General features: G+C 59.2%; 16 protein-coding genes. 12 read left to right on the top strand and 4 right to left on the bottom strand.

Features of this window, described 5'->3' with window-relative positions:
* Positions 1-84 precede the first annotated feature (84 nt).
* Positions 85-477, top strand: coding sequence for a nuclear transport factor 2 family protein (locus tag HOP59_RS04410; RefSeq protein WP_234252961.1), 393 nt, complete (start codon positions 85-87; stop codon positions 475-477).
* 46 nt (positions 478-523) lie between these two features.
* Positions 524-1963, top strand: a complete 1440-nt coding sequence (locus HOP59_RS04415; RefSeq protein WP_234252962.1) for an NAD(P)/FAD-dependent oxidoreductase — start codon at positions 524-526, stop codon at positions 1961-1963.
* 64 nt (positions 1964-2027) lie between these two features.
* Here the strand turns inward: HOP59_RS04415 and HOP59_RS04420 are convergent, their stop codons facing one another.
* A complete protein-coding gene (locus HOP59_RS04420; protein ID WP_234252963.1) occupies positions 2028-2915 on the bottom strand; it encodes a LysR family transcriptional regulator in 888 nt (295 codons plus the stop codon).
* 176 nt (positions 2916-3091) lie between these two features.
* Here HOP59_RS04420 and HOP59_RS04425 point away from each other — a divergent pair, with 176 nt between their 5' ends.
* The 3 genes from HOP59_RS04425 to HOP59_RS04435 are packed head-to-tail and all read left to right on the top strand — an operon-like array spanning position 3092 to position 7033.
* Positions 3092-4501 (top strand): sodium/glutamate symporter, encoded by a 1410-nt coding sequence (locus HOP59_RS04425; RefSeq protein ID WP_234252964.1) that lies wholly within the window; start codon positions 3092-3094, stop codon positions 4499-4501.
* Positions 4498-6123 (top strand): amidohydrolase, encoded by a 1626-nt coding sequence (locus HOP59_RS04430; protein WP_234252965.1) that lies wholly within the window; start codon positions 4498-4500, stop codon positions 6121-6123. Before HOP59_RS04425 ends, HOP59_RS04430 begins: the two co-directional genes overlap by 4 nt.
* On the top strand, positions 6110-7033 hold the full coding sequence (locus HOP59_RS04435) for a CobW family GTP-binding protein (RefSeq protein WP_234252966.1): 924 nt from the start codon (positions 6110-6112) through the stop codon (positions 7031-7033). The genes HOP59_RS04430 and HOP59_RS04435 overlap by 14 nt, the downstream gene beginning before the upstream one ends.
* 15 nt (positions 7034-7048) lie before the next feature.
* Here HOP59_RS04435 and pdxR read toward each other — a convergent pair whose 3' ends face one another.
* Both pdxR and HOP59_RS04445 read right to left on the bottom strand, forming a co-directional pair.
* Complete coding sequence (pdxR, locus tag HOP59_RS04440) at positions 7049-8521, bottom strand: MocR-like pyridoxine biosynthesis transcription factor PdxR (RefSeq protein WP_234252967.1); 1473 nt, start codon at positions 8519-8521, stop codon at positions 7049-7051.
* A 421-nt stretch (positions 8522-8942) separates the two neighbouring features.
* Complete coding sequence (locus HOP59_RS04445) at positions 8943-9752, bottom strand: GntR family transcriptional regulator (protein WP_234252968.1); 810 nt, start codon at positions 9750-9752, stop codon at positions 8943-8945.
* Between the two features lie 447 nt (positions 9753-10199).
* Here HOP59_RS04445 and HOP59_RS04450 point away from each other — a divergent pair, with 447 nt between their 5' ends.
* The 6 genes from HOP59_RS04450 (at position 10200) to HOP59_RS04475 (ending at position 16997) form a co-directional block, all read left to right on the top strand.
* Positions 10200-11729, top strand: a complete 1530-nt coding sequence (locus HOP59_RS04450; RefSeq protein WP_234252969.1) for a tripartite tricarboxylate transporter permease — start codon at positions 10200-10202, stop codon at positions 11727-11729.
* On the top strand, positions 11726-12178 hold the full coding sequence (locus HOP59_RS04455; RefSeq protein WP_234252970.1) for a tripartite tricarboxylate transporter TctB family protein: 453 nt from the start codon (positions 11726-11728) through the stop codon (positions 12176-12178). Before HOP59_RS04450 ends, HOP59_RS04455 begins: the two co-directional genes overlap by 4 nt.
* Before the next feature lie 39 nt (positions 12179-12217).
* Positions 12218-13231, top strand: a complete 1014-nt coding sequence (locus HOP59_RS04460) for a Bug family tripartite tricarboxylate transporter substrate binding protein (protein WP_234252971.1) — start codon at positions 12218-12220, stop codon at positions 13229-13231.
* 164 nt (positions 13232-13395) lie between these two features.
* Entirely contained in the window at positions 13396-14841 is a 1446-nt protein-coding gene (gene sauS / locus HOP59_RS04465; protein ID WP_234252972.1) for an acylating sulfoacetaldehyde dehydrogenase, read from the top strand.
* 33 nt (positions 14842-14874) lie between these two features.
* A complete protein-coding gene (locus tag HOP59_RS04470) occupies positions 14875-16440 on the top strand; it encodes an AMP-binding protein (RefSeq protein ID WP_234252973.1) in 1566 nt (521 codons plus the stop codon).
* A 74-nt stretch (positions 16441-16514) separates the two neighbouring features.
* Positions 16515-16997: a universal stress protein gene (locus HOP59_RS04475; RefSeq protein ID WP_234252974.1), complete on the top strand. Its 483-nt coding sequence runs from the start codon at positions 16515-16517 to the stop codon at positions 16995-16997.
* A gap of 27 nt (positions 16998-17024) precedes the next feature.
* Here the strand turns inward: HOP59_RS04475 and HOP59_RS04480 are convergent, their stop codons facing one another.
* Positions 17025-17906: a LysR substrate-binding domain-containing protein gene (locus HOP59_RS04480; protein ID WP_234252975.1), complete on the bottom strand. Its 882-nt coding sequence runs from the start codon at positions 17904-17906 to the stop codon at positions 17025-17027.
* 182 nt (positions 17907-18088) lie between these two features.
* Between HOP59_RS04480 and HOP59_RS04485 the strand changes: the two genes are divergently transcribed.
* A complete protein-coding gene (locus HOP59_RS04485) occupies positions 18089-21025 on the top strand; it encodes a molybdopterin oxidoreductase family protein (protein WP_234252976.1) in 2937 nt (978 codons plus the stop codon).
* Positions 21026-21028 lie beyond the last annotated feature (3 nt).

The raw sequence follows: 21028 nt of genomic DNA on the forward strand, positions 1-21028 counted from the left end.
AGCCTTACTTGCAGGCTCTGCATCAGGCAGAGCCTTTTACAGCCTCGTCCATTGCGATAATGAAACTGTTATTGGGAGAGTCAAGTGCAACAGCCGAATGTGGAATTTCTCAAAGCTTTTAGCGATGCCCTGAACCGACACGATATCGATGCAGTGATGGAAATGATGACTGAAGATTGCGTGTTTCATGCGATTGCAGGACCAGAACTGGTTGGCAAGAGCTTTGTTGGTCAGGCCGAGGTGAGGCAGGGACTGGAGAGTGCGTGGAAGAACGCTCCCGATGCTTGCTGGGTCGATGGTGAACATTTTGTTATTGGAGACCGGGGCTTTTCGGAAACCACCTACAAGGGGACGACCACCGATGGAGTGCGTTCCGAGGCGCGGATGATCGATGCCTTCACTTTCCGCGACGGCAAAATCGCCGTCAAGAACGCTTTCCGCAAGAACCGTCCTCCGATTTCCGGCGGCGACCGCTAAGCCTGTTCCTTCGTCACGGCCCAGCAACTATAACAAGGAGTCGATCATGGAGACCATCGCCAGCAAGGAACGAGACGAGCAGTGTCACCCCACCGATCCTTCTCAGCCTTATGATCCGGCTTACGATCCGCTCAACAGTGCGACTCCGGGGCAGGGCCGCGACTATGCTCCCACCTACTGGATCGGCACGGCGGGTGAGCCGCCTGCCGACGATGGCCCGGTGACTTCTGACCTGGATGTCGACGTGGCGATCATCGGCGCCGGCTTCACCGGGCTCACCGCTGCCATCTTCCTGGCCCAGGAGTACGGTATTCGCGCCACGGTGCTCGAGGCCAATCGTACCAGTTGGGGGTGCAGTACCCGTAACGGGGGCCAGGCTCAGTGCGCCTCGGGGCGACTCAAGCGTTCCCAGTGGATCGAACGATACGGCCTGGAAATCGCGCTCAAGCTGCATCGCGAATGCCTGGCGGGCATGGAGACTTTCAAGTCGCTGATTCAGGACATCGATTGCGAGCCTCAACACGGCGGGCATCTGTACGTGGCTCATCGTGACAAGGTGATGCCAACCTTGGAAAAGGAGGCCAAGCTGCTACGGGAGACCTTCGACTATGATGCCCGCATCCTCGACGCCGAGATGGTAAAGCGGGAGTGGGTCGGTGACCAGGAAGCCGCTGGGGCCATGCATGAACCCGAGGGGATCGGCATCCATGCCGGCAAGCTGGCTTTCGGCTATCTCAGGAAGGCGAGGTCACTGGGAGCCATGGTGCACCCCTCAAGTCCGGTGCAGGGGTGGGAAACCCGCAACGGTATCCATTACTTGAAGACGCCGGGCGGCGTGGTCAAGGCGCGTGCGGTGGGTATTGCCACCGGTGGATATACCTCCCAGACCCTGCACCCCGAGCTCAAGAACCGCCTGTTGCCGATCCTGTCGAACTCGATCGTCACCCGGCCACTCACGCCAGGAGAAATCGATGCCTGCAGTCTGCGGACGCGTCAGGTCATCACCGATACCCGCATATTGCGCCACTATTATCGCCTGCTGCCTGACAACCGCCTGCAGATTGGCAGCCGTAGTGCTATCACTGGTCGCGATGCACCCAAGAAAAAATACGAGAACCTGCTGGTTGGTAACATGCATCGCAAGTTCCCAGAGCTTAAGGGTATCCAGATCGACTATTCCTGGTGGGGCTGGGTCGACATGAGTCACGACATGATGCCGCGCATCTATCAACCCGATTCGAAGGAAACGATCTACTATGCAATGGGGTATGGCGGCAACGGTGTGATGTACTCGGCCCAGGCTGGGCGACGCCTGGCCCAGTGGATAGCCGGTGACGGCAAGCAGCTCGATCTGCCCATCTTCACCTCCAAACTGCCGTTCCCGAATATACGGGAAATGGTCGAATCCCAGGCCTTCGCTCCCTTTAGGCGCATTGGCCAGCGGTTTCTCTATCGCTGGTATCATCTGAAAGATGAAGTACTGTAAGTGAATGCAAGTAACCTGATGCCTCCTGCTCCCGCGATGCGCCGTTGCCCAAGGAAGGGCATATTCAGACTGTGTAGCCCTGGATGAACTCGGCGAAGATGCGCTGAGCCGGTGTGGTGGTTTCTGTCAGCCAGGCGGTTTCGGTCTCCAGGTAGTTAGTGGCGTCCTTGATGGGCAGGGTGGTGACCCCCTTGCGGATGTAGTTCTCGGCGCACGCTAGATGGATGGTGACGCCGAAGTTCGCGGCAACGAAGCCAAAGATCCCTTCACTGTTGAAGGTTTCCTGAAAGATTCTCGGCATGAAACCTGCCGTCATGCAGAGCACATCGAGGTGGCGGCGAAAGTGCTTCCATCGTTCCATGGAACCTACGATAAAGGGTTCCTCGGCAAGATCTTCCAGCTCAATATATGATCGTGTGGCTAAGGGGTGCTGGTTACTGACTACAGCGATGAAGCGGTCCCTTTGGACGGTGAAGGTGGTCAGCCGCGGTGATCGATTAGGTCCTGTCAGGAAAGCAAAATCAATGCGCCCCTCGTCCAACAGCGCAAGCTGCTCTTCTGTTGATCCAAAGAAGAGATTGATCTTGATGTCCGGATGCAGTGATTTGAACGCCTTTAGAATTTCGGGCAATTTACCAGTGATCGCAAAATCGGTATAGCCGATACTGAGCCGCCCGACCTCTCCCTGTCCGGCTCGCCTGGTGTTGGAGATGGCCAAGTCAAGTTGAGCCATGAGTTTTCTGCTCTCCTCGAGAAAAATGCGTCCTGGCTCGGTGAGCTCTACCTGACGGTTGTTCCTTGTGAGGAGTGGCACGCCGATCGCGTCCTCAAGTTGTTGAATGGTACGGCTTAAGGCAGGCTGGGCGAGGTTGAGACGCTCTGCAGCCTGACGGAAGTGAAGCAGCTCCGCAACCGCCAGGAAGGCACGAAGGTGACGAATGTCGATTCGCATGAGTGATGCCTATTTGGTATCAAATGTTGCTCAATTGATATTATACAAGTCATCCGGCGTTTTCTAGTCTGGTACCACAAGACGTTGTTTCTGTCTTGTATGCATGAAGAATACTGAAATAAAGAGCCGCTTAAATTCTCTTTTCTTAAATAACAATCACAGCATGAGAGGGTGATATGCAAGATACATTCCATGGCGTAATAGCTTTCGCTTTGTTAGCGGGGCTACTGGTGATTGGCAGTGTCCTACGTAATCGTATTCATCTGTTCCGAAACATGCTGATTCCTTCTAGTATCATTGGGGGGCTGATTGGTTTTTCTCTGCTTTCTTTGGGTTGGATTCCCGGTTATCAGTCTAGTGATTTTACCGCCCTGACTTTCCACTTCTTTACCCTGAGTTTCATGTCCCTGTGCTTGACTGGCACGAGCCGGCAAGCCTCACTATCCGGTGGTAGCATTATGCGGGGCGGCATGTGGTTGACCATAATCTGGACGATCAGCCTAGGGCTTCAGGGGGTGCTCGGCTATCTGGTAATCCTTGGATACGATGCCATGACTGGAGCTGGAGTCAGTGAGTGGCTGGGTGCCATCGTCACCCATGGCTTCACCCAAGGCCCCGGGCAGGCGTTAACCTATGGTGGCCTCTGGGAAGGTGAGTACGGTATCGAGCATGCTGCACAGGTCGGCTTGATCTTCGCCTCGGTAGGCTTCCTGGTGGCCTTCGCCGTCGGGGTGCCAATGGCCAAGCGCTTCATCAATAGTGGCCTCAATGCCAATAAGGCCTCCCAATTGGACGATAATTTCCGGTCGGGTTTCTATCCTGCCGACGACTCTCCGGTGGCCGGACGTATGGTGTCACACCCCGCGAGCCTGGATTCCTTGGCCTATCACCTGGGTCTGCTTGCCGTTGCCTATGTCATCACGCATATTTGGCTGGTGTTCATGCAGGGCGTGGTGGCGGGTGCCGAGCCGGGTGGCATCAATCTGGATGTGCTATTTAGCCACAACCTCTTTTTCCTGCATGGGCTAGGTGTCTGTGTACTGATGCGCCTGATCATCGATCGGCTGGGCATGAGTCATCGCATCGATGATGAGAGCCTCAAGCGGATCACCGGGTCGTCGGTGGATTTCATGGTCGTCGGTACCTTGATGAGTATCCAGTTCTCGGTCCTCTACGCGCTGCTGGCGCCAATCGTTCTGGTAGCCATTAGCGTAACGGTTGCGACGCTTATCATCTGCCTTTTCATTGGTCGGCTAAGTGGCAAGCTGGGGCATGAACGTGCGCTGACATCCTTTGGCTGTTGCTGTGGCTCGACAGGAAGCGGGCTGCTGCTGCTGCGGATGATGGATGCCGACTTCAGCACCTCGGTGCCGAAAGAACTGGCCTTCTTCAACCTAGCGATCATCCTCTCCACCTTTCACATCCTGTTCATCTTCGCGCCGCTGGTGCCCTCTTTGGGAGGCTGGGGCTATTTTGCCGTCTTCGGTGGCACGGCACTGCTCTTCGTCGCCGTTATTCCCCTGATGCTGTTCTGGCGTCCCTCCACCTCTGCCGGAACGGTGGCAACGAAGGGAGTGACATCATGACGACGGTGTATGTGGCACGCAAGATTCTGACGATGAACCCCTCCCAACCCGAGGCCACCCATATCGCGGTACGGGATGGCCGCATCCTGGCCGTGGGCTCCGAGGAAGCCATGCGGGGGCTGGGACAGGTCAAGCTGGATGGGCGATTCTCGGAGCAGGTGATTCTTCCCGGTTTCGTCGAGGGACATAGCCATGCGCTGGAAGGGGCCGTGTGGGAACATCTCTATCTGGGCTATTTCCCCCGCCGAGACCCCGAGGGCAATTACTGGCGAGGTGCCCAGAGCATCAAGGCCATGCAGCAACAGCTTAGTGACCATGCTGCTACGCTTTCGCCCGGTGTGCCGTTGATCGCCTGGGGGTTCGATCCGGTGTACTTCGAAGGCACCCGGCTGGATCGCCGGGCGCTGGATGCGGCAGTCACGGATCGACCGGTGATCATCATGCATGCCAGTCTGCATGTCATGACGGTCAACTCCACGATGCTGGAGTTGGCGGGCCTTCATCGGCATCCCGATATCGAGGGGATCCTGCTCGGTGAGGATGGCAAGCCCAACGGAGAGCTGCAGGAAATGGCGGCGATGCATGCAGTGTTCGAGACCCTGGGCATGAACCTGTTCGAGGCGGTGGGGAGTCCAGTCGCCTTGCGGCGTTATGGTCGTGTGGCTCGCAATGCGGGGGTCACGACCCTCACCGACCTCTACAACCCGATGACGGACGAGGGAATCCGTGCCCTGCAAGAGGTGACCCGGGAGCCCGACTGTCCGGTACGCCTGGTGCCGGCCATGAGTGGGCTGGCCTGGACGCTGGAGGAGGGCATCGAGCGACTGCAGGCCTGTCGCGAGCGAGGTAACGACAAGCTGCATTTTGGCCTGGTCAAGCTGATGACCGATGGCTCGATTCAAGGCTATACGGCTCGGCTCAAGTGGCCCTACTACCATGATGGTCGGCCAAACGGTATCTGGAATGCTCCGCCCGAGACCCTGAAGGAGATGGTCGAGGCCTACCATCAGGCCGGCGTCCAACTGCACATCCATACCAATGGCGATGAGGCTGTCGAGCTCATGCTCGACGCTCTGGAGGGGGCGCTCGCCCTCTGGCCCCGCTGTGATCACCGCCATACTCTGCAGCATTGTCAGGTTATCGACCATGCCCAGTTGCGGCGGGCTGCCTCCCAGGGATTGTGCCTGAACATGTTCGCCAACCACCTCTATTACTGGGGGGACATCCACCGGGAACGGACCCTGGGCCATGAGCGTTGCCAGAGGCTGGAGCCGCTGGCAACGGCCCGAAGACTGGGGATTCCCGTTGCCGTGCACAGCGATGCCCCAGTGACACCTCTGAGCCCCTTGTTCACCGCCTGGTGTGCGGTCATGCGAGAAACTGCCTCGGGGCGGGTGCTCGGTAAGCAGGAGCGCGTCTCGGTGCGGGAGGCGTTGGAAATGATCACGCTCGGGGCGGCCTATACCCTGCGTCTGGATCATCTGGTGGGGAGCCTGGAAATTGGCAAGTTTGCCGATATGACAGTGCTTGACCAGAATCCGTTGGATTGTCCTCCCGGAGACCTAAAGGATATCGGGGTACTGGCTACCGTGCTGGGGGGACGAGTCCATGTCGCCGAATAAGCTCCCCAAGGTACCCTTGACGGTCATCGCCGGTTTTCTCGGGGCTGGGAAAACCACTTTTCTCAATGATCTCATTCGAGGCGGCATACCGGATAACTCGCTGATCGTGGTCAATGACTTCGGTAACATCAATATCGATGCCGAGCTGATCGACTACCGTGATGAGCAGATGCTCCAGCTGAGCAATGGCTGCATCTGCTGTACCCTGGGAGGAACCTTGGCAGAGCAGCTGGCCAAGGCGATGCGCTTGCGCGACAAACCGGGAGCCGTATTCATCGAAACGAGCGGTGTCGCCGACCCGGCACGCATCGCGGACATCGCCAAGGTATCGAGGCGGCTCGACCTGGCGGAGGTGGTGTGTCTGGTGGATGCTAGCCAGGCCAGACGACACCACACTGACCCGTTCACGGGCGAGACCTGGCGGGCGCAACTGCACGCGGCGACTCGGATCATGGTCAATCGTCTTCCCACTGATGACCGTACCGAGGAGGCATGGTTGATCGCCTTGCTTCGCCGGATCAGTTCGGCGGCACGCATCGAGAGTACGGATCGTCAAGCGTCCTTCGCCGCCCCAGCCCGAGCATCCGAGCGAGTCGGTGCCAAGCCGCTTTATCATATCCCCGTGTCGGGAGGAGGGTGGACGTCAGTCAGCGTAGCGATCCGCGCCCCTGTCGATGCCGTATGTTTGCAGCGGCTGCTGCTCGATTACCGGGATGTGCTGTTGCGGGCCAAAGGCTTCTTATACCGGCAGGATCGCGCGCCGCTTCAGTTGCTTCAGCTCAGTGGAGAGCGGGTGAGCTGGTCGCCGGCCGGGGAGCGTACGGGTCGCTGCCACCTGGTCTGCATCGGCCAGGCGGGGAGGCGTTTTGAAGCCTTGGTGGCGGACCTTCAGCGGCTCGGGGCAGCCTGATGGCCAGCGGTATCGCTATCGACTGGGCATGGCTTGAGGCAGCAGTCGAGCCAGGCGTTCAATGCCGGTCTCGATTCGCTCCTCGGGGATCGCGGAGAAGCCCAGGCGCAGGTACTCCTTGCCGGGGCGGTCGAAGAAATGGATGTCGCCCCGCTCGATCAGGATGCCGTCTTCGCGTGCCAGCAGCTGCAGCCGCTGGCCGTCCAGTCCCTGGGGGCCCCGAATCCAGAAACAGGAACCGCCGTAGGTGGAGGGCGTGAAGCAGTCCGGCAGATGACGTCTCAGGGCTTCGCTCATGCACTCCCAGCGAGCTTGGAACGTCTGGTGAATCTGGCGTATCAGTGTATCGTGATAACCCCGCTCCAGAAACAGCGCCAGGGCCCGCTGGTTGTTGGTAGGGGGGTGGCGCAGCATCAGCCGCCGCAGTGCACGGGCCTCGCGAATGAATGTCGGGTGGGCCACCAAATAACCGAGGCGAAGGCCCGGAGCCAGGGTCTTTGAGAGGCTGCCGACGTAGATGACCCGGCTGTGCCGATCGAGACTTTTTAGCGCCGGGGTGGGATTTCTGAGGTAGTTGGTCTCGCTATCGTAGTCATCCTCGATAATCAGGAAATTTTCGATTTCAGCCATGTCCAGCAATTGTCGACGTCGCTCGAGTGGCATGGTCACCGTCGTCGGGCTCTGGTGGCTGGGAGTGGTATAGACCAACTGACACTGGGTCAGCTCCTCGATGGGGCGCATGCCCTGTTCGTCGACTGGTAGCAGGCGAATTTTATTGGTGAAGAGCCGCGCAATGTTATACATGTCAACATAGCCGGGGTTCTCCATACCGAACTGCCGACCCGGCTTGAGCAGCAGCATAGCGGCGATCCAAAGTGCCTGCTGGGTGCCGACCGTGACCAGAATCTCCTCCGGCCTGGCCCAGACCCCCCTTCGTGGCAGAAGCCGCTGGTGGATCTGTTCCACCAGCAGCGGGTCATCATCATTGAGGTGATCGACCGACCAGCTGCGGATCGCTGGCACACTCATGGAATCGCGGCTGCATTCCCGCCAGTGTTGGGTGGGAAAAAGCGCGGGATCGATCTGGCCATAGAGAAATGGATAGTCAAAGCGGTGCCAGTCGCTGGGCTTGCGAATGGTCTCCTGCTGAGAAGGGCGCTCCGTCAGCAGCTCTTCCCAGGGCATGCGCTCGGCATCGATATCGTTGAGCCGGACCGGCTTTTCGGCACGGCCCTCGAGAATCTCCGGGTTGACGAAATAGCCGCTGCGACTCTTGGCGACCAGGTAGCCATCATCGAGTAACTGCTCATAGGCCAGCATTACGGTATTCCGTGCTACCTTGAGCTCCTTGGCGAGTTTGCGACTGGAGGGAAGAGCCTCGTCGAGGGGAAGATGCCCCTCCAGGATAGCGTTAGCTATCTGCTTGCGAAGCTGCTGCTGCAGACTCGTCGGCTGGCTTGAATCGAGGTGAAAAAGAAGCTGGCTCATGAGTCACTCGATCAGAGTAGCGCTCCTAGCCAGGCAGCGACTGTGAAACTGCACTGCGCGGGTGGTGGAGAGGGTTACTCAGGTTGTTAATAAATGCCATCGAACATGCCAAGAATACTTGCTGCTGTCCAGCTTGAGGTTCGAAAAATCAGTTGCTTGTGAGTTGTGTCTCTCAAGAAACGGCGAAGAAAAGAGAAGAGAAGAGACGAGACGAGACGAGTCCAGAGCCTCAAGGACATGCTTGCACAGCACTGCCGGGTAAGCAGGATTGGTCATCAGGCCAGCCTACGCATCAGCGCGGCGATTGCCACCATGGTGACCATTTCGATTTCGACGCTGCTTCTGGTTACCATGTGTTTGCGCAGAGAGGCCGAGGGGCGGCTGAGTTATCTGTACTTTGGCTTGGTCAGGGAAAATGGAATCAGCGAATCTCGGTCTTGTAGCTGAATCGGTCTGCTCTGCCCTTGGTGGTACGCACCTCCACGATGCGATCTCCCGTGGTGTAGGTTACACGCTTGAGTACCACGACCGGCGTGCCGGGCTCGATGCCGATCATTCTGGCGGTGGTTTCGTCAGCAGCCTCGGCAGTCAGTGTCTCCTGGGCTCTTACTACGGGCACGCCATAACGATTCAGTACCATGGCATACAGAAAGTCGGGTATATGCACCCGCTCATCCTCTAGACCTGGGACAACGGAAGCGGGCCACCAGGAATATTCGACCAGTATCGGCTGCTCGCCGATGAGCCCCACCCGCTCGATATACAGCAGCTCCGTGCCAGGCTCGACCCCAAGCCGCTTGCAGATGGCCGCTGAGCCCTCCTGGCGCCGCCTGTCGGTCGTCGTCTTGTGGATTCGGATCGATCGGCCTTCTGCGTCGCCATAGGAAAAGAACTGGAACAGGCTTTTCTCGAAATCGACTCGAGAAACATAGGTTCCCTTTCCCTGGTGCCTGAAGAGCAGCTTCTCCCAGACCAGGTTGGTAATGGCCTTCTTGACCGTGCCTGGACTGACGTCCAAGGCCTTGGCTAATTGCGATTCCGAAGGGATAAGGTCGCCGGGAACAAGCTTTCCTGTATTGATCAAGTTGCGGATATGGTCTTCTACCACTCGGTAGAGCGGCTTTCCCATGGCGGCTTCCAACGGCGTCGCGGTGAACAGACTTAGCCTGTTGGTTTCGTTTTCAGCTTCCATTCTCACGACATGCTCCTCAGCCTTGTTATTCCTGCGCATCGTTGGTCGCCTCCAGACCCGAGCTGCTCGGCCCCCTAAGCCTTGCACTGGACATATATTGTACAAAAAAGAACCATCCGTGTTTCCTGTCAAATTCCACCCAAACCTGCTGGCACTCCAGAGCGAGAGTGGAAGCTTGTCGGATTTTTTTGTATCCGATTGTAACCTTCCTAACCCCCGATCTACCTGGCTTCGCGTTCCGGGTCCATTGCAGAAGCCAGCCTGAGCTTCGCCTAAAAAGGATTCAATTTCAATGGCTTATAAAGTTAGGTGAGCGTTCCTCGAATCTCTGGCTGTTCCAGATGGGCAACCCCAAGCGATTTGACACCTCTATCTTGGGTAGTCTAATACGTCAGGTAGGTTATGTATATGACCTGGGACAGGCAGTCCCTCAATAACAAGTATCGCCCAATGGAGCTTGGGCCTACGAGAGGAGGAAGTGGTCCCGTGGAGCTTTTCCAGTATCTACCTCAGGTCTTGAGCGGCTGGAACCTGATGATCCTCATTGTCGGGACCATGGTCGGGCTACTGCTGGGTGCAACGCCCGGTCTCAGCCCCACCATGGCAGTGGCTCTTCTTATTCCCTTTACATTTCAGATGGACGCCACCTCGGGACTGATCCTGCTCGGTGTGCTTTACACGGCCACGGTCGCCGGTGGTGCGGTGAGCGCCATCCTGGTGAATATACCTGGAGCACCAGCCAATATCGCAACCATGCTTGACGGGCATCCCATGGCCAGGAACGGCCGCGCCACAGAGGCGCTCCATTACTGCTTCATCAGTTCTGGGGTGGGTGGTGTTATCGGGGTGCTGGTGCTGATTTTCTTCACCCCCCTGCTGGCTGACTTCGCTCTGAGGTTCGGCCCTTCCGAGCTGTTCTGGATTGCGATTCTCGGGATTACAGTGATTGGCTCGCTCGGGAGCACTTCGGTGCTGAAGGGGCTTCTGGCTGGTGCCGTCGGGGTCTGGATCTCATTGATCGGCTTCAATCCCGTGGCTGGTACCGAGCGCTTCGTCTTTACCGATCACCTGCAGGGCGGCGTCACCATAATCCCTGCACTCATTGGTCTCTTTGCCATCCCGCAAGTCTTCCAGATGGTGGAGGACGCACGTCGCGGCCGCGGCGAAGAGGCCTTCGGCATGGAGCAGCGTCCGGTGTGGGCGTCAGTGGTGTACAACCTGTCGAAAATCCGTGCGCTGAGTATTGGCAGTGTCGTCGGCACTCTGGTCGGCTTGATTCCCGGTGCGGGAGGACAGATTGCCGGCCTGATCGCCTATGACCAGAACAAGAAGCTCAGCAAGCACCCTGAAAGGTTCGGCAAAGGCGAGCCGGAAGGGGTGGTGACTTCGGAAAGTGCCAACAACTCCATGGTTGGTGCCTCGCTGGTGCCCATGCTGTCGCTGGGCATTCCCGGCAGTCCTACCGCGGCCGTGCTGTTGGGTGGCCTGTTGATCCAGGGTCTTTTCCCCGGGCCGGACCTGTTCACCGAGCATGCCTCTGTGGCCTGGACCTTCATGGGCGCGCTGCTCGTGAGCCAAGTCCTGATGGTGATTTTCGGACTCTACATCAGCCGCTTCAGCCGGTATGTCATCCGCATCCCCAAGCACCACATGGCGGCTGCAGTAGCAGTGCTTGCGGTGTTTGGCACCTATAGCGTTCAGAACAGCGTATCGGATGTGATCATCATGATGACGATGGGTTGCGCAATGTACTTTGCCATGCGCTTTGGTTTCGGCCCCGGCCCGGTCGTGCTTGGCATTATTCTGGGACCGATTGCGGAAACTAACTTCCTCCAGGGGCAGATGCTTGGCCAGGCGATGGACGGCACCTTCCATTACTTCTTTACCGGCGGCATTAATATGTTCCTGATCGCACTCTGTGTGCTTTCCATCGGTTACAGCATCATTGCTGAACTCAAGGTGCGCTCGCGCCAGCGTAGCCAGTCGCCCGGGCGTACTGTGGAGGTGAAATCATGACAGGCCATCGTCAGCATCGCTTGACTGCAGTGGGCGCCTTGCTGGTGGCAGCAGGCCTGGCAGTCGTCTCCTTCATGCCTAACGTGCCGGGGTATGAGTTTCCCCAGATGGCGGCCATTGGCGCCATGATTTGTGCTGCCATTCTCGTTCTGCTGGCCCTGGTTCCTCGTCAGCCAATTACCACCATCGACGAGGAACCGATTCCATGGGGCGGGATCTGGCCACTGCTGCTGATTCTGTTTGGCTTCCTGCTGGTAATGGGGTGGTTGGGTTTCTTTGCCACTTCCTTTCTGGCGTTCTTCCTCATCACGCAAATTTACTCCCCGCAGCGATTCCATTGGCGTGGGGCCATTCGCGGTGCCGGCATTGCGGCACTCTTCCTGGGAGTACTGTATCTGATCTTTGTCACGGTACTCCGAGTTCAGGTTCCCAGTGGGATCCTGATTTAACAAAGAAAATAATAAAACTCACCCTCAAGGAGCATTGACATGAACAACAAGCGCCAACTCCCCAAGATGACCCTTCTTGCCGGCATGGTATCGGGTACGCTGGTACTGGCCGGCGGCACCGCCTGGGCGGCAGAGGATTTTCCGACTAACCCCATCAATGTGATCGTTTCCTACTCGGCAGGCGGCGCCACTGACTTCCAGGCCCGCATTGCAACATCCAAGGCCGAGGAGTATCTCGGTGAGCCGATGGTAATCGTCAACCGCCCAGGGGCAGGTGGACAGGTAGGATGGAATTACCTGGTCCAGAATGGGCGTGATGAAGGCTATGATATTGCCGCATATAACGTGCCGCACTTCATTGCCCAGTCGCAGATGTACGACACGCATTATAACCTCGACAATCTGGAACCCATCGCCAACTGGGGGGTGGATCCCGCAGTACTCATCGTCGGCCGTGACAGCCCATTCGACACCATCGATGATCTTGTCGAATATGCCAAGGAAAACCCGGGGCGCGTCACCGTGTCCGGTGCTGGCCTGTTCGTCGGCCACCACATCGCGACACTGCAGCTGGAAAACGAGGCCGGCATCGAGCTCAGGTACGTGCCCACTTCCGGCGGGGTCGATGCACTTCGCTTCGTCCAGGGTGGGCAGGTTATGGCGGGTTTCAACAACCTGTCGGATGCCTACCGCAGCCAGGATCGGCTGAAAATTCTCGGCATCGCTGACCTGGAACGCGATGAAGAGTTCCTGCCCGATGTTCCGACTTTCCAGGAGGCCGGCTACGACATTGATGACTCAAGCGTCAACTTCCGCGGACTCATGACACGCTCCGGCGTATCCGAGGAGATTCTTGACAAGCTCTCGGAAGGCGCTGTCGCTATGTTCAACGACGAAGAGGTCCAGGCTCAGTTGAAAGATGGCGGGTCTCCCATGCGCGTCATGGGGCGAGATGAGCTGAGTGAAATGTGGCAGGAACGCCACGATTATCTCGAGGAGCTCTTCGCCGGCCTGGATCCCGAGGAGCTCGAAGAGGCGGCAGAAGAAGATTGATCCAATCCGTTACCCGAGGAGTACGGCAGCCAGGTCGCTGCCGTACTCCTGCAAGAACGGCTGAGTTGGCCGTGCCTTGATCTGACATTGCATCATGCAAGCAAAGCACCGGGATTAATGTGTGCCAACTCATATATCTAAGTTACTTAGGCGAGGAGGGGATTATGCCTAGCAGCACAAGCGTCGCCCAACTTCAGGACACACCCGATGCCAGAGCCGCCGTGGCGACTCTCGTGGAGCGTGCCCGCGCCGCTCAGGCCGAGTACGAAAGCTACGACCAGGCACGGGTCGATGAGGTGGTGACGGCGGTGGGTTGGGCGCTGGTCCAGCCTGACAGGAATCGCCAGATTTCCGAGCTTGCCGTCGAGACCACCGGGCTTGGCAATGTGGATGACAAGATCACCAAGAATCGGCGCAAGACCATGGGGCTGTTGCGCGACCTGCAGGGGGCCAAGAGCGTTGGTGTGATCCAGGAATTGCCTGAGCTGGGCCTGGTGGAAATCGCTCGCCCTGTCGGAGTGGTCGGCGCGGTGGTCCCCTCGACCAATCCAGCGGCAACTCCCACCAACAAGACGATCAACGCGCTCAAGGGACGCAATGCCATTATCCTGGCGCCATCCCCCAAGGGGCAGGCGGCATGCACACTGTTACTGGAATTCATCCATGCCGAACTCGACCGAGTTGGGGCGCCCCGAGACCTGGTTCAGCAGCTACCGACGCCAGTCAGCAAGGCAACGACCTATGAGCTGATGAATCAGGTGGACCTCATTGTGGTTACTGGCTCGCAGAACAATGTCAGGTCGGCGTATTCCAGTGGCACGCCAGCGGTGGGTGTCGGCGCAGGCAATGTGCCCGTGATCATTGATAGCACTGCAGATCTCGATGACGCGGCACGCAAGATTACCGCCTCGAAGACGTTTGACAACGCCACCAGCTGCTCGTCGGAGAACAGCGTGGTGATCCTCGACGGCGTCTATGACGATGCTATCGCGGCGCTGGAGCGCAGCGGCGGGGTGATGTTGACGGCGGCTGAAAAGCAGCAGCTCGAGGCTGCCATGTGGGAGAACGGCAACCTCAGCCGGCACATCATTGCGCGCAGGGCGCCGGAGATCGCCCAGCGAGTCGGCCTGAGCCGCCCAGAACTCCAATCCGCCACCTTCTTCATGGTCGAGGAGCAGCACGTGGGCGAGGAATATCCCTTTTCGGGGGAAAAACTCTCTCCGGTGCTGGCCGTGTACCGAGCCAAGGACTTCGAGGCGGCCTTTGACCAGACTCGCCGCCTGCTCGACCACCAGGGCAAGGGCCACTCTTGCGGGATCCATACGCAGGAGGACGCACATGTACAGCGTCTGGGACTGGAAATGCCGGTATGCCGGGTAATCGTCAATCAGGCACACGCTTTCGCCAACGGCGGCAACTTCGATAATGGCCTGCCGTTCTCGCTCTCCATGGGGTGCGGGACCTGGGGCCAGAACAGCATCTCTGACAACATGAACTACCGACACTACCTCAATATCACCCGGATCGCTCGCACGATTCCCGGCAACGAACCCACCATGGACGACCTGTTCGGTGATTACCTGAGCAAACACGGCCTTGCCGGTACCTGACGCCTATCCAAGGCAAGCGACGGGAGATAATAAATGACGGTTCTGAATCTGATCCATGCCCAGGCAGACGCATGTGGTGACAAGGCGTTCCTGATCGCTCCGGAAAGCGGTGAGCAGTTGACTTACGCGGAGCTGCACTCAAGCGTCGAGCAGGTATCCGGGCAACTTGATGCCATGGGATGCAAGCGAGGGCAGCATGTGGCCATGCTCATGGATAATGGCCTGTGGACAGCCACGCTGTTGTTAGCGGTGATGGCCAGCGGCCGTGTCGCAGTCCCGCTCAATGCCATTGCCGGTGACAGCCAGCTTGAGTACGTGCTGGATCATTGCGATGCCAACGTGCTGTTCGCTTCCAGCCAGCATGAGGGACGAGCGGACTCACTGGCAGGCAAGGTAGAGCGAAAGATCAGTGTGATACCCGCGTGTCCCGACCGAGGGCCCGACTGGCCATCAGACAACAGGAAAGAGGCAACTGAACTCCAGCCCCTCGAGCCCGAAGCGGATGCGCTGTTGATGTATACCTCGGGCACCACCGGCAAGCCCAAGGGTGTGCTGCTCAGCCATGGCAACGTGGTGGCGGGGGGCAAGAACACGGTGGAGGCCCATGCCCTGTCGGCCGAGGACCGGGCACTCTGTGTCTTGCCTCTCTATCACATCAATGCCGAGATCGTGACGGTGATCGCACCGCTGATCAGCGGTGGCAGCGTTGTCATGCCGCACCGCTTCAGTACCAGCTCGTTCTGGCAATGGATCCGCGACTATCAGTGCACCTGGTTCAGCGTGGTGCCCACCATCGTGGCTTACCTCCTGGAGAGGGGTAACGACACCAAGGAGCCGATCCAGACGACACCCGGCTTCGAGCAGCTGCGTTTCGGCCGCTCGGCATCGTCCGCACTGCCGGCCTCAAGTCATCAGGAGTTCGAGAAGGAGTTCGGCATTCCCCTGGTCGAGACCATGGGGCTGACTGAAACCGCCGCCCAGATCCTCTCCAATCCGTTGCCCCCTTTCCAGATCCAGTACGGGTCACCCGGTGTTGCCTATCGCAACGAGGTCAAGGTCGTGTTGCCTGATGGCACGGAGGCTCCGCGAGGCGAAATCGGCGAACTCATGGTGCGTGGCGACAATGTCATGAAGGAGTACTACAAGAACCCCGAGGCTACGGCTGAGGCTTTGTCGCCTGACGGGTGGCTGCATACCGGGGATCTCGGTTATCAGGACGATGACGGGTTCTTTTATATCACTGGGCGGCTCAAGGAACTGATCATCAAGGGGGGCGAGAATATCGCGCCGCGAGAGATCGATGATGCCTTGCTCAAGCACCCCGCCGTACTGGAAGCCGCCGCCTATGCCCAGGAAGACGACCAGTACGGGCAGCAGGTCATGGCCTGTGTCGTGTTCAAGAATGGCCAGAGCGCCAGCGAAGCCGAACTCAAGCAGTTTTGCGACCGGGAAATCGGCAAGTTCAAGACGCCCCGTGCGATCCATGCGGTGCAGTGGCTTCCTCGAGGGCCGTCGGGCAAGGTGCAGCGACTGAAGATAGCTGACATGCTGGGCGAATTGAGCGAACAACAACAGGAACCAGCGGCGAGACGGGCCTAGCGGCTCGCTGGCCTTGGCAGGATAGCAACCCGGTCCGGGAGGCTCGTCTTCCCGGATCCACTGGAGTCCTTAACATGGCTTTCAAGATCAATCGACTGCTTTATGCCACTGACCTGGGGCCGCGCGGGCCCGATGTATTCCGCTGCGCGGCAAGCATAGCCGATCAGTATGGAGCCGATATTCATATCGTGCATGTCATCGAGGAACCATCGATCATCCGCAATAATATTGCCGAGCGCTATATTTCAAGCTCCGTGCTGGGTGGGTATCGCGAATCTACCCTCGACCAGGCGATCAGCGAGATAAAGCGACGTTTGGAGCAGTTCTCGCGCTCGACCCTGGAGTCGGAGGAAGCGGTGAATGCGCGAGTTGCAGAAATCCGAGTGCTGACTGGACGCCCAGGGCGCACCATCCTCGCGGAAGCCGATCACATCGACGCAGATTGCATCGTCCTGGGTTCGCGTCGTTACGCAGGCGTAAATGACATGATCATCGGTTCGGTGGCGAGGAAGGTGACGCTCAAATCACGCCGCCCGGTGTTCCTGTTTCCTGTCTGAGACCCGCGAAACGAAATACCTTGGGGGTCAGTGGTCCGGGGCCCATTGCGAAAGCATCGCCTCAAAAGCGATCCCTGCCTGACTGATCGTGCGGTGCGGTAGTCGCACGCGGTAAAGCTGGCGCTCGATCGCCGGCCTGCCGATATCTACCTGCTTCACTTGGCCGAGCCTCAATTGGTCCCGGGCACAAATGCGTGGAACCAGGCCGAGCCCGATTCCTGATGAGACCGTCTGGACGATGGCCTCATTGCTTCCTACTTCGATGGTGTGTGGAGGCTGAATATCCAGCTCCCTGAGGAGCGCCTCGGTCGCTTCCCGGCTGCCCGAGCCGTGCTCGCGGACCACCCAGACAGTCTGGGCATCTATGACCTGAGCCGGCGTGGCTCGTTCGGGCGAGTCAGCCGCGATGACCACCATATCCTCCTTGAACCAGTGACGCGCCTCGACGCGCGAATCCGCCACTTGTCCCTCGACCAGCGCGACGTCCAACCGGCAGTCGATGAGCAGCTCGATGATCTGCTTCGTATTTTCGCTGACCAGCCGGATTTCGATATGGGGGTGGCGGGAATGAAACTCCGCAATCAGGGGCGGCAGCCAATAGGTAGCGACTGTCGTGCTGGCGCCAATCGTCAAGTGGCCGCGCTCCAGGCCGTAGAAGGCCTCGAGAGTCTCTTGGGCCTCGCGCTCCAGCGCAAAGATGCTCCTGCCGTAATCGTAGAGCGCCTGTCCGGGTTCACTTGGCTTGAACGAGCGTCCCTGTCGATCCAGCAAGGTGGTATCGAGCTGCGACTCGAGTTCGCGTACCGCCTTGGATACCGCGGGCTGGCTGATCTCCAGCGCCTCGGCTGCACGGGAAAAGCTGCCGGCCTCGACCACGCTGACGAATATTCGGAGCAGGTGCAGGTTCATACTATTACCTTGGGTTATGCGAGATTAACTTCCATGAACTGTCTATATAGATTAGACGAGGCTAGTCTCTAAAAGACAATCAATTTATACCAATTTCCAAGATGCACTGACTGTCAGGTGTCGGCTCCCATGGCGGATGGCAGTTTGAAGGAGGCAAGCCCGTGAAGAACAAGGTTCTCCAAATGCTTTTCGCACCGAATGGTGCCGCGCCAAGCGCGGAAGCCGCCGCTGCTCAGGAGCTGCCTTCCTTTGAAGACCATTCGGCTCAGGAGAAGCGCCATACCACCTGCTACATGTGCGCCTGCCGCTGCGGCATCGAAGTGACCGTCGAGGACAACCAGGTACGCTTTATCCGCGGGAACCCCGACCACCCCATCAACAAGGGCGTGCTGTGCGCCAAGGGCAATGCCGGCATCATGAAGCAGATGTCGCCGGCCAAGCTGCGCAACCCGCTGATGCGCAAGCCGGGCACCGAGCGGGGCGAGGGCGAGTTCGTCGAGGTGTCCTGGGACGAGGCGCTGGAGCATTTGACCGAGCGGCTGCGTGAGATTCGCGCCACCGACCCCAAGAAGCTGGCGTTCTTTACCGGGCGCGACCAGATGCAGGCCTTGACCGGGTTGTGGGCCCAGCAATTCGGCACGATCAACTGGGCGGCGCATGGCGGCTTCTGCTCGGTCAACATGGCCGCCGCCGGGCTTTACAGCATCGGCCAGTCGTTCTGGGAGTTTGGCGACCCCGACTGGGATCGCGCCAAGTATTTCATGCTGTGGGGGGTGGCCGAGGATCATGCCTCCAATCCGATCAAGATCGGTATCGAGAAGCTCAAGCGCCGCGGCGCCAAGTTCGTGGCGGTCAACCCCGTGCGTACCGGCTACCAGGCCGTGGCCGACGAGTGGGTGCCGATCCGCCCTGGCACCGATGGCATGCTCGCGCTTGCCATGTGTCACGTGCTGCTCAGCCGTGACCTGGTGGACTGGGACTACCTGGGACGCTATACCAATGCTCCCTTCCTGGTTATCGATAATCCGGGGCAGGGCGATGACGGGCTGATCGCCCGCGATGATGAGGACCAGCCGCTGGTCTTCGATGCCGCCAGCGGGACCTTCGTCGACGGCATGACCCCGGGCGTGCAGGCCGCGCTGTTCGGCGAGTACACCCTGCCCGACGGGCGGCGCACCAGGACCGTCATGAGCCTGATCGCTGAAAAGTACCTCGACCCCCAGTACGCTCCCGAGAAGGCGGCCGAGGTGTGCGGCCTGCCGGCAGAGACCATCGAACGCCTGGCGCTGGAAATGGCCCATGTAGCGTTCAAGGAAAGCATCGAGATCGAATGCGAATGGACTGACTGGGCCGGGCGCAAGCATGACCGCTTCATCGGCCGTCCGGTCGCCATGCATGCGATGCGCGGCATCTCGGCGCACTCCAACGGTTTTCAGACCTGCCGCGCGCTGCATCTGCTGCAGGTCTTCCTGGGGACCATCGACGTACCCGGCGGTCACCGCGCCAAGGCACCGTTTCCCCGCCATACCCCGCCGCCGATCAAGCCGGCTCGCGATACTGCCCCCAACACCCCCTTGTCGGCGCCGCCGCTGGGCTTTCCGACCTCGCCGGAAGACCTGGTGGTGGACGACCAGGGACGTCCGCTGCGTATTGACAAGGCCTACTCCTGGGAAGCGCCGCTCGCCAACCACGGCCTGATGCACATGGTCATCACCAATGCGGTCAACGGCGACCCTTACCCCATCGATACGTTGATCCTGTTCATGGCCAACATGGCGTGGAACTCGACCATGAACACCAACAGCGTGCAGGACATGCTGCGCGCCAAGGACGACGAGGGCCATTACAAACTGCCGTTTCTGGTCGTCGTGGACGCCTTTCACTCGGAAACGGTGAACTTTGCCGACCTGGTCCTGCCCGACACCACTTACCTGGAGCGACACGACGCCATCTCCATGCTGGACCGGCCGATCTCGGAGCCGGATTCCCCCTGCGACTCCGTCCGTGTGCCGGTGCTGGAGCCGGATCGCAACGTGCGGCCCTGGCAGGAAGTCATGGTCGACCTGGCCGGGCGCCTCGGCTTTCCGGCCTTCGTCGACGAGCAGGGCCAGCCCAAGTATGAGGGCTATACCGATTTCATCACGCGCTGGGAAAAGGCCCCGGGGATCGGCTTTCTGGCCGGCTGGCGTGGCGAGAATGGCGACCAGCACATGCGCGGTGCGCCCAATCCGAACCAGTGGGACCGGTACAAGGAGAACGGCGGCTTCTTCCAATATCACCTGCCCGAGCACATGCGCTTCTATCGCTTCGCCAATCGCGATTATCTGGAGTGGGCCAAGGAGGTGGGCTTCAACCCCTCGAGCAAGCCCATCGTGATGGAGCTCTATTCCGAGGTGCTGCAGAAGTTTCGCCTCGCCGGGCAGGGGCTCTACGATGGGCCGCTACCGCCGGAAAGCGTGGATCGCGAGCGCTTGGCGCACTACTTCGACCCGCTGCCCCAGTACTACGTGCCGCTGGAAGAGCAGCGCGTCGACGCTAAGCGTTACCCTTTCCATGCCATCAATCAACGTCCCATGCACATGTACCACTCATGGGACTCGCAGAACGCCTGGCTGCGCCAGATCACGTCACAGAACTACCTGTTCATGAATCGTGCCCGCGGCGAGCGGCTCGGCATCGAGGACAAGAGCTGGGTTTGGGTCGAATCGCACAACGGCCGCATCCGCGCTCAGATCAAGCTGATGGAGGGTTGCCAGGAAGACACCGTGTGGACCTGGAACGCGATCGGCAAGCAGAGCGGGGCCTGGGGGCTCTCTCCCGATGCACCCGAGTCAAAGCGCGGCTTTCTGATGAACCACCTGATCTCAGAGCTGCTGCCAGCAGCCGACGACGAGCGGCGTCTTACCAACTCCGACCCCGTTACCGGCCAGGCCGCCTGGTACGACCTGCAGGTGAGCATCACCCCGGCGGAACCGGAGGAGGCGGGTAGCAGCTGGCCTCACTTCGACACCGTGAAGCCGTTACCCGGCGCGCCAACGCCGCCGGACCAGCTGCGTTACCAGACGCATGAGGCGGTGCCGCTGCGCCGCTCGTTCCTCGACATCATCAAGCGGAGGTAGGCA

It is taken from the genome of Billgrantia aerodenitrificans (assembly GCF_021404405.1).
Taxonomy (GTDB): Bacteria; Pseudomonadota; Gammaproteobacteria; order Pseudomonadales; family Halomonadaceae; genus Halomonas; species Halomonas aerodenitrificans.